The sequence below is a fragment of the Bradyrhizobium sp. P5_C12 genome, assembly GCF_054049735.1.
On record NZ_JBFULU010000068.1, the window covers coordinates 23,140 to 29,406 of the forward strand.

At 63.9% G+C, this 6,267-nt stretch carries 7 protein-coding genes; 2 read left to right on the top strand and 5 right to left on the bottom strand.

The window, feature by feature from the left end; translation table 11 throughout:
* Window positions 1–59 precede the first annotated feature (59 nt).
* Window positions 60–1,187: an isovaleryl-CoA dehydrogenase gene (locus tag ACXJMY_RS34870; RefSeq protein ID WP_456623895.1), complete on the bottom strand. Its 1,128-nt coding sequence runs from the start codon at window positions 1,185–1,187 to the stop codon at window positions 60–62.
* A 144-nt stretch (window positions 1,188–1,331) separates the two neighbouring features.
* On the opposite strand from ACXJMY_RS34870, the gene ACXJMY_RS34875 reads away from it, so the two are divergent.
* The gene (locus tag ACXJMY_RS34875) at window positions 1,332–2,360 is read left to right on the top strand and encodes an AraC family transcriptional regulator (RefSeq protein WP_456623888.1); all 1,029 of its coding nucleotides are present in this window, start codon (window positions 1,332–1,334) and stop codon (window positions 2,358–2,360) included.
* Window positions 2,361–2,461: 101 nt separating this feature from the next.
* On the opposite strand, the gene ACXJMY_RS34880 is transcribed toward ACXJMY_RS34875, so the two are convergent.
* The 3 genes from ACXJMY_RS34880 to ACXJMY_RS34890 all read right to left on the bottom strand — a co-directional run bounded on the left by ACXJMY_RS34880 (window position 2,462) and on the right by ACXJMY_RS34890 (window position 4,232).
* A complete protein-coding gene (locus tag ACXJMY_RS34880; RefSeq protein ID WP_456623889.1) occupies window positions 2,462–2,761 on the bottom strand; it encodes a DUF3551 domain-containing protein in 300 nt (99 codons plus the stop codon).
* 382 nt (window positions 2,762–3,143) lie between these two features.
* Window positions 3,144–3,632: an Lrp/AsnC family transcriptional regulator gene (locus ACXJMY_RS34885; protein ID WP_456623890.1), complete on the bottom strand. Its 489-nt coding sequence runs from the start codon at window positions 3,630–3,632 to the stop codon at window positions 3,144–3,146.
* Between the two features lie 294 nt (window positions 3,633–3,926).
* Entirely contained in the window at window positions 3,927–4,232 is a 306-nt protein-coding gene (locus ACXJMY_RS34890; RefSeq protein WP_456623891.1) for an ETC complex I subunit, read from the bottom strand.
* Window positions 4,233–4,486: 254 nt separating this feature from the next.
* Between ACXJMY_RS34890 and ACXJMY_RS34895 the strand changes: the two genes are divergently transcribed.
* Complete coding sequence (locus ACXJMY_RS34895) at window positions 4,487–5,659, top strand: OpgC domain-containing protein (protein ID WP_456623892.1); 1,173 nt, start codon at window positions 4,487–4,489, stop codon at window positions 5,657–5,659.
* 84 nt (window positions 5,660–5,743) lie between these two features.
* Here ACXJMY_RS34895 and ACXJMY_RS34900 read toward each other — a convergent pair whose 3' ends face one another.
* Complete coding sequence (locus ACXJMY_RS34900) at window positions 5,744–5,938, bottom strand: hypothetical protein (protein WP_456623893.1); 195 nt, start codon at window positions 5,936–5,938, stop codon at window positions 5,744–5,746.
* Window positions 5,939–6,267: the final 329 nt, after the last annotated feature.

Genomic DNA, 6,267 nt, shown 5'->3' on the forward strand with positions numbered 1-6,267 from the left:
TGGTGAGAGGCCGCGAACAGGGTGGACCCATTTCGCGGCAATTCCAATCGTGTGAAGGCTTAAGCCGTTTCCGCCATCAGCTCGCGGCCGATCAGCATGCGGCGGACCTCCGAGGTGCCGGCGCCGATCTCGTAGAGCTTTGCATCGCGCCACAGACGTCCGACCGGAAACTCGGTGGTGTAGCCGACGCCGCCAAGCGCCTGGATCGCCTCGCCCGCCATCCACGTCGCCTTCTCGGCGGAATAGAGGATCGCCGCGGCGGCATCCTTGCGCAGGCTGCGTGCGTGGTTGGCACGGTCGCAGGCTTTCCCCACTGCGTAGACATAGGCGCGCGTGGCCTGCCAGGTCGAATACATGTCGGCGAGCTTGCCCTGCATCAGCTGGAAGTCGCCGATCGGCTGGCCGAACTGCTTGCGCTCATGCATGTAGGGCACGACCGCGTCCATGCAGGCCGCCATGATGCCGAGCGGGCCGCCGGAGAGCACCGCGCGCTCATAGTCGAGGCCGGACATCAGCACCTTGACGCCCTCGCCCACGCCGCCCAGCACGTTCTCTGCCGGCACCTCGCAGTCGTCGAAGAACAAGGGATAGGTGTTGGAGCCGCGCATGCCGAGCTTGTCGAGATGCTGGCCGTGGGTGAAGCCCTTGAAACCCTTCTCGATGAGGAAGGCGGTCATGCCGCGCGGGCCGGCCTCCGGATCGGTCTTGGCGTAGACGACCAGCACGTCGGCGTCGCCGCCATTGGTGATCCACATCTTTGAGCCGTTGAGCACGTAGCGGTCGCCGCGCTTGTCGGCGCGCAGCTTCATCGAGACGACGTCGGAGCCGGCGCCCGGCTCTGACATCGCGAGCGCGCCGACATACGCGCCGGAGATCAGCTTCGGCAAATAGCGCTGCCGCTGCGCGTCGTTGCCGTTGCGGCGGATCTGGTTGACGCAGAGGTTGGAATGGGCGCCGTAGGACAGCCCGACCGCGGCCGAGCCGCGCGAAATCTCCTCCATGGCGACGATGTGGGCGAGATAGCCCATGTTGGAGCCGCCATATTGCTCCGGCGCCGTCATGCCGAGCAGGCCGAGATCGCCGAAGCGCTTCCAGAGGTCGGCCGGGAACAGATTGGCCTTCTCGACCTCGGCCGCGCGCGGCGCGACCTCGGCCTCCACGAAGGCGCGCACGGTGTCGCGCAGCATGCTGATGTCTTCGCCCAGATCGAAATCGATGCTCGGGATGTTCAAGGCGATTCCTCCGTTCTTATCGGGCCGAACCTACCCCCGCGCCGGCGCCGCTTCGGTCTAAAAGGTTGCATTTTCCGCCAAGTTTGGCGAGGATTTTCCATGGCCTTTCTAGCCGCAACCGCGACGCCCCGCCGCGCCATGACCCCTGCCGCGTTCGTCCGCGGCGTGGTCGCTGCATACGCCCGGTACGGCCACGATCCGGCCGAGGCCCTGGCCAAGGGGCAGCTCACGGCGGACCTGGTCAAATCGACGGACGGGCGGGTGACCGCGGCCCAGTTCGAGGCGCTCGCGGGCCATGCCATGCGCGAGCTCGACGACGAGGCGCTCGGCTGGTTCTCGCGCCGGCTGCCCTGGGGCTCCTATGGCATGCTGTGCCGCGCCTCGATCACAGCCCCGACGCTCGAAGTCGCGCTAAAACGCTGGTGCCGGCATCACCGTCTGCTGACCGAGGACGTCCTGTTCGAGCTCACCGTCAGCGGGGAGACCGCGGTCATCTCCATTCGCGAGCAGCGCGACCTCGGGGCCTTGCGCGAGTTCTGCCTGGTCACCCTGCTCCGCTACGTGCTCGGCTTTTCATGCTGGGCGGTCGATTCCGCGATCGCACTCCGCGCAGCCGAATTTCCCTTTCCCGAGCCGCACCATGTCTCGGTCTATCCGACCATCTTCTGCAAGACCGTCGGCTTCGGCGCCGATCGCGCCGGCATCGTCTTCGACCAGCATTATCTCTCGCTGCCGCTCACCCGCAGTCCGGCAGACCTCGACAGCATGCTCAAGGGCGCGTTGCGGCTGACCGTGCTGCCCTATCGGCGCGACCGGCTGCTGGTCGAGCGCGTTCGCCGCGTGCTTCGCACAGCGCGCGGACGTAGTCTCGGCGCCGAGGACGTCGCGAGCGAGCTGGCGCTCTCCACCCGCACCATGCATCGGCGCCTGCGCGAGGAAGCGACCTCGCTGCGCGATCTCAAGGAAGAGGCGAAATTCGAGCTCGCCAAGCAGGAATTGATGCGCGGCCGGGTGCCGATCAAGCGGATCGCGGAGATCGCGGGCTTCCGCAACGAAAAGAGCTTTTCCCGCGCCTTCCGCACCTGGACCGGCACCTCGCCGCGCGAGTTTCGCGGCAGGTATCGTTGAGGCGTACAAGCCCGAGCTGTCGCCTCGTTCTCATAAGTTTACGGCCCCCGAGATGAATCCCGGAGGCCGCAACATGTCGAAACCGGTCTCGATTTCAGCAATTAGTTCGACTTGGCCTGCGCGCCCGCGCGAAGCTTGGTGCGCGACTGCGTCTGCTTCGGCTGATAAGCGAGGGAGTCGTTGGCGCTCTTCGCGCCGCCGGCCTGCGAGCACGAGCCGCCGATGCCGCCGGCCGCTTGACGGCAGGCTTCCATGGTCGGAAAGCCGCAACCATGGGCGGCCTGGGCACCGTTGGTGATGCAGAAGTCGTCTGCCTTCGCAACCGGTGCCGTCAGAACCAAAAACGCAGACGCAAACAGCGTCGCAGCGGAAACTGCGAACGTCTTCGAAGTCGAGGTCATGTTGTCTTTTCCTGCTTCAGGGTCCCACAAAAGGGTCCTCGGCATGCGACGCAGGCTGAGGTCCACACCTTGCATCTAGGCGACGCGCCCGAACCGACAATCACGATTCAGCGCATTGCAGGGCTTCGCAAATCACATGTCACAGTTAGGTGAGTAACTAAACTAAATGCCGGCCATTGATTCGGCTTTTGTGAATCCCTGCCCCGTCGTCATGCCCGGGCTTGTCCCGGGCATCCACGTTCTTCGTCGTCCCAGCAAGGACGTGGATGGCCGGGACATAGGCGAGCGGAAGCGACGCCGTCCTTCGCACGGCTATGCCGGCCATGACGCTGTGGAAGCTTAGGCGCCCCCAAGCTCTGGCGTCATATGCGGTTGCCCTAACCTACGCCGACGCCGCGGCGACCTCCTGCAACGGCAGCGGCACATCCTTGGCCACACCCAGCACCGGGAAGCTGCGGACGTTCTTCACATCAGGCATCGCGGCGAAATGCAGCAGCTGCTGGCGCATGTTCTCCACGCTCGGCGCAACGCATTTCAGGAGATAGTCAGTGTCGCCCGAAATCCGCCAGCACTGCTGGATGCGCGGGATCGCGGCGATCGAGCTCTCGAACGCCTCCAGCACCGGCTGGGCCTGGCTGCCGAGCTGGATCGAGACGAACGACACCACCTCGTAGCCGAGCAGCCGCTCGTCGATGACGGCACGGATCGCCCGGATCACGCCGCGGCTGAACAGCGATTTCAGCCGCCGCAGGCAGTTCGGCGCGGAGACGCCGACACGCAGCGCCAGTTCGTTGTTGCGAACCCGCCCGTCCTGTTGCAACTCGGAGAGTATCTTCAGATCGACGCTGTCGAGCTGGTCACGCCCGGCCATTCCCCACCTCGCCCTGGTCCTGTCGTGGGAGGCAGCGAAGCATGGGGCGGAATTGGTGCCAACCACCTTAGGCTTCCCAAGGCTAGAAAAGCGTGGCGGGAAGCTTGCCTGCGGCCCATCCTTCGAGACACCCGCCTCCGGCGGACCCTCAGGATGAGGTCACGTTTCGCGGCAAGATATCAGACCCTCATGGTGAGGAGCCCGCCAAAGCGGGCGTCTCGAACCTTGCAGGCCGATCTCACGAGACGCCCAAAACGTGGATGCCCGACGAGATGATAGAGTGTGGGCCGCCCCTCAGTGCGTCCAGGGCTCGCCGCGGCGGAACGAGAAATTGTCGGCATAGGCAACCTGCCGGTGCAGCGATTCCTTCGGCTCGATCACCTGGTAGGCGATGCCCTTGCGCTCGCAATAGGCGACCGCCTCGTCCTTGCTTTGGAAGCGCAGCGTGATCTGCTGCTTCATGTCACCGGACGACGTCCAGCCCATCAGCGGCTCGACCGCGCGCGGCTGCTCCGGCTCGTAATCGAGCTGCCATTCCTTGGTCTTGGACCGGCCGGATTGCATCGCGTTCTTGGCGGGCTTGAAAATGCGTGCGGTCATGGGTGGTCCGGGCCTCTTCGTCTTTTCGTTCGATTTCGATGCGTCACGGTGGCAGTTGGTGGAAACCGCGGGCATAGTATAGAGACACCGTTCGGGAACTGATCGTGATTCCGGTCCCCGGGGGTGCCCGCTACGGGTATAGTCATTATGCTGCACCGTGACAATTGCGTACCCGCCTTCCGCGCCGGGCTCCCGCCCGGCGGCGCTGCCCCGCTGACATCAGCCTATCTGTCCCCTCCGAAAGCTCTCCTCGCATGGCCTTCCTGAACATCAGCGCCACGCTTCCCGAGAAAGGCCGCGACCTCAGGCTCGACCTGTTTCGCGGCGTCGCGAACTGGGCAATCTTCCTCGACCATATCCCCGACAACGTCGTGAACTGGATCACGACCCGCAACTACGGCTTTTCAGACGCCGCGGACCTCTTCGTCTTCATCTCCGGCTACACCGCCTCCTTCGTCTATGCGCGGATGATGCTGGAGCGGGGCTTCCTCGTCGGCGCCACGAGGCTCACCAAGCGGGTCTGGCAGCTCTACGTCGCCCACATCATCCTGTTCGTGATCTACATCGCCTCGATCAGCTATCTGGCGCTACGCTTCGGCGATTCGGACATGATCAACGAGTTCAACGTCGCCGGCCTCGTCGACAACGCCACCGAGACGCTGCGCCAGGGCCTGTTCCTGCGCTTCAAGCCGCTCAATCTCGATGTGCTGCCGCTCTACATCGTGCTGATGGGCCTGTTTCCGCCGGTGCTGTGGTTCATGCTGCGCAAGCCCGATTTGACGATGGCGCTGTCCATCGTCCTGTGGCTGGCCGCGCGCCAGTTCGGCTGGAATCTGACCGCCTATCCGGCCGGACAATGGTACTTCAATCCGTATTGCTGGCAGGTACTGTTCGTGTTCGGCGCCTGGTGCGCGATGGGCGGGGCACGGCGCTCGGGGGCGGTGATCAACTCACCGATCACGCTGTGGCTCTGTCTCGGCTATCTCTTGTTCGCGCTGATCATGACCATGGCCGGCCGCTTCCCGACCCTCGGCGGCATGTTCCCGCAATGGCTGTTCTCGGCCTTCAACCCCAACGACAAGACCAACCTCGCGCCCTACCGCTTCATCCACTTCGTCGTGATCGTGATCCTGGTGATCCGCTTCGTGCCGAAGGACTGGCCGGGCCTGGAGTGGAAAATATTCGATCCGGTGATCGTGTGCGGCCAGCAGTCGCTCGCCGTGTTCTGCGTCGGCGTGTTCCTGTCCTTCGTCGGCCATTTCGAGCTGTCGATGAGCTCGGGCTCGCTGTTTGCGCAGCTCTTCGTCAGCATCGCCGGCATCGCGATCATGACGACGGTGGCCTACTACATCTCCTGGTCGAAGCGGCAGGACAAGCCGTTGAAGCCACCGCCGGCCAAGCCTGCGGCGGCGGCGAAAGCCGCGTGAGCCCGCGGCAGCGATCCCGCGCCGGACGGCAGCGATCCCGCGCCGGACGGCAGCGATCTTGCGCCGGACGGCAGCGATGCGGCTTCAGGCCGCTTCCTCGCTGTCGTACTCGGTGAACTTCTTGTAGATCCAGTCGCGGCCGTCATGGCGGCGCCAGACCTTGCCGTACACGAGCTGCCCGTTGATYGAGCGCCGCGGCACGATCACGGTCCAGAGGTGCCAGATCTCCGCCCAGCCCGATTGCGGATGGACGGTTTTGAAGTTGCGATCGAAAGACATGACCCAGAACTCACAAGATTCGAGCGCTGCGATGAACTGTGACCTTATGTGAGCACGGATTGCAGGCAGCCCATCGCGAACCGGACCGCTCTGATAACAGCCGCAAAATCGGCCGCAACAACGGCTCGCCCTTAACCTAACCAGTCAACCTTACTTTGTCGGGGAGAGCTGCGAGACTTGTTGAAAGCCGACGCCGAATTTTCTAGGATGGATGCGCGATTTGAGAATGCGCGCGTCGTTTTGAGGACGCGGGGTAATTTTGAAGCGATATCGAATTTTGAAAAGAATTGACTCGGCCGGGACACCAGAATGAATTTGCAATGTGCATG

Coding starts and splice junctions, on each gene's coding strand:
- ACXJMY_RS34870 (WP_456623895.1), bottom strand. CDS start 1,187: ATGCTGCGCGACACCGTGCGCGCCTTCGTGGAGGCCGAGGTCGCGCCG.
- ACXJMY_RS34875 (WP_456623888.1), top strand. CDS start 1,332: ATGGCCTTTCTAGCCGCAACCGCGACGCCCCGCCGCGCCATGACCCCT.
- ACXJMY_RS34880 (WP_456623889.1), bottom strand. CDS start 2,761: ATGACCTCGACTTCGAAGACGTTCGCAGTTTCCGCTGCGACGCTGTTT.
- ACXJMY_RS34885 (WP_456623890.1), bottom strand. CDS start 3,632: ATGGCCGGGCGTGACCAGCTCGACAGCGTCGATCTGAAGATACTCTCC.
- ACXJMY_RS34890 (WP_456623891.1), bottom strand. CDS start 4,232: ATGACCGCACGCATTTTCAAGCCCGCCAAGAACGCGATGCAATCCGGC.
- ACXJMY_RS34895 (WP_456623892.1), top strand. CDS start 4,487: ATGGCCTTCCTGAACATCAGCGCCACGCTTCCCGAGAAAGGCCGCGAC.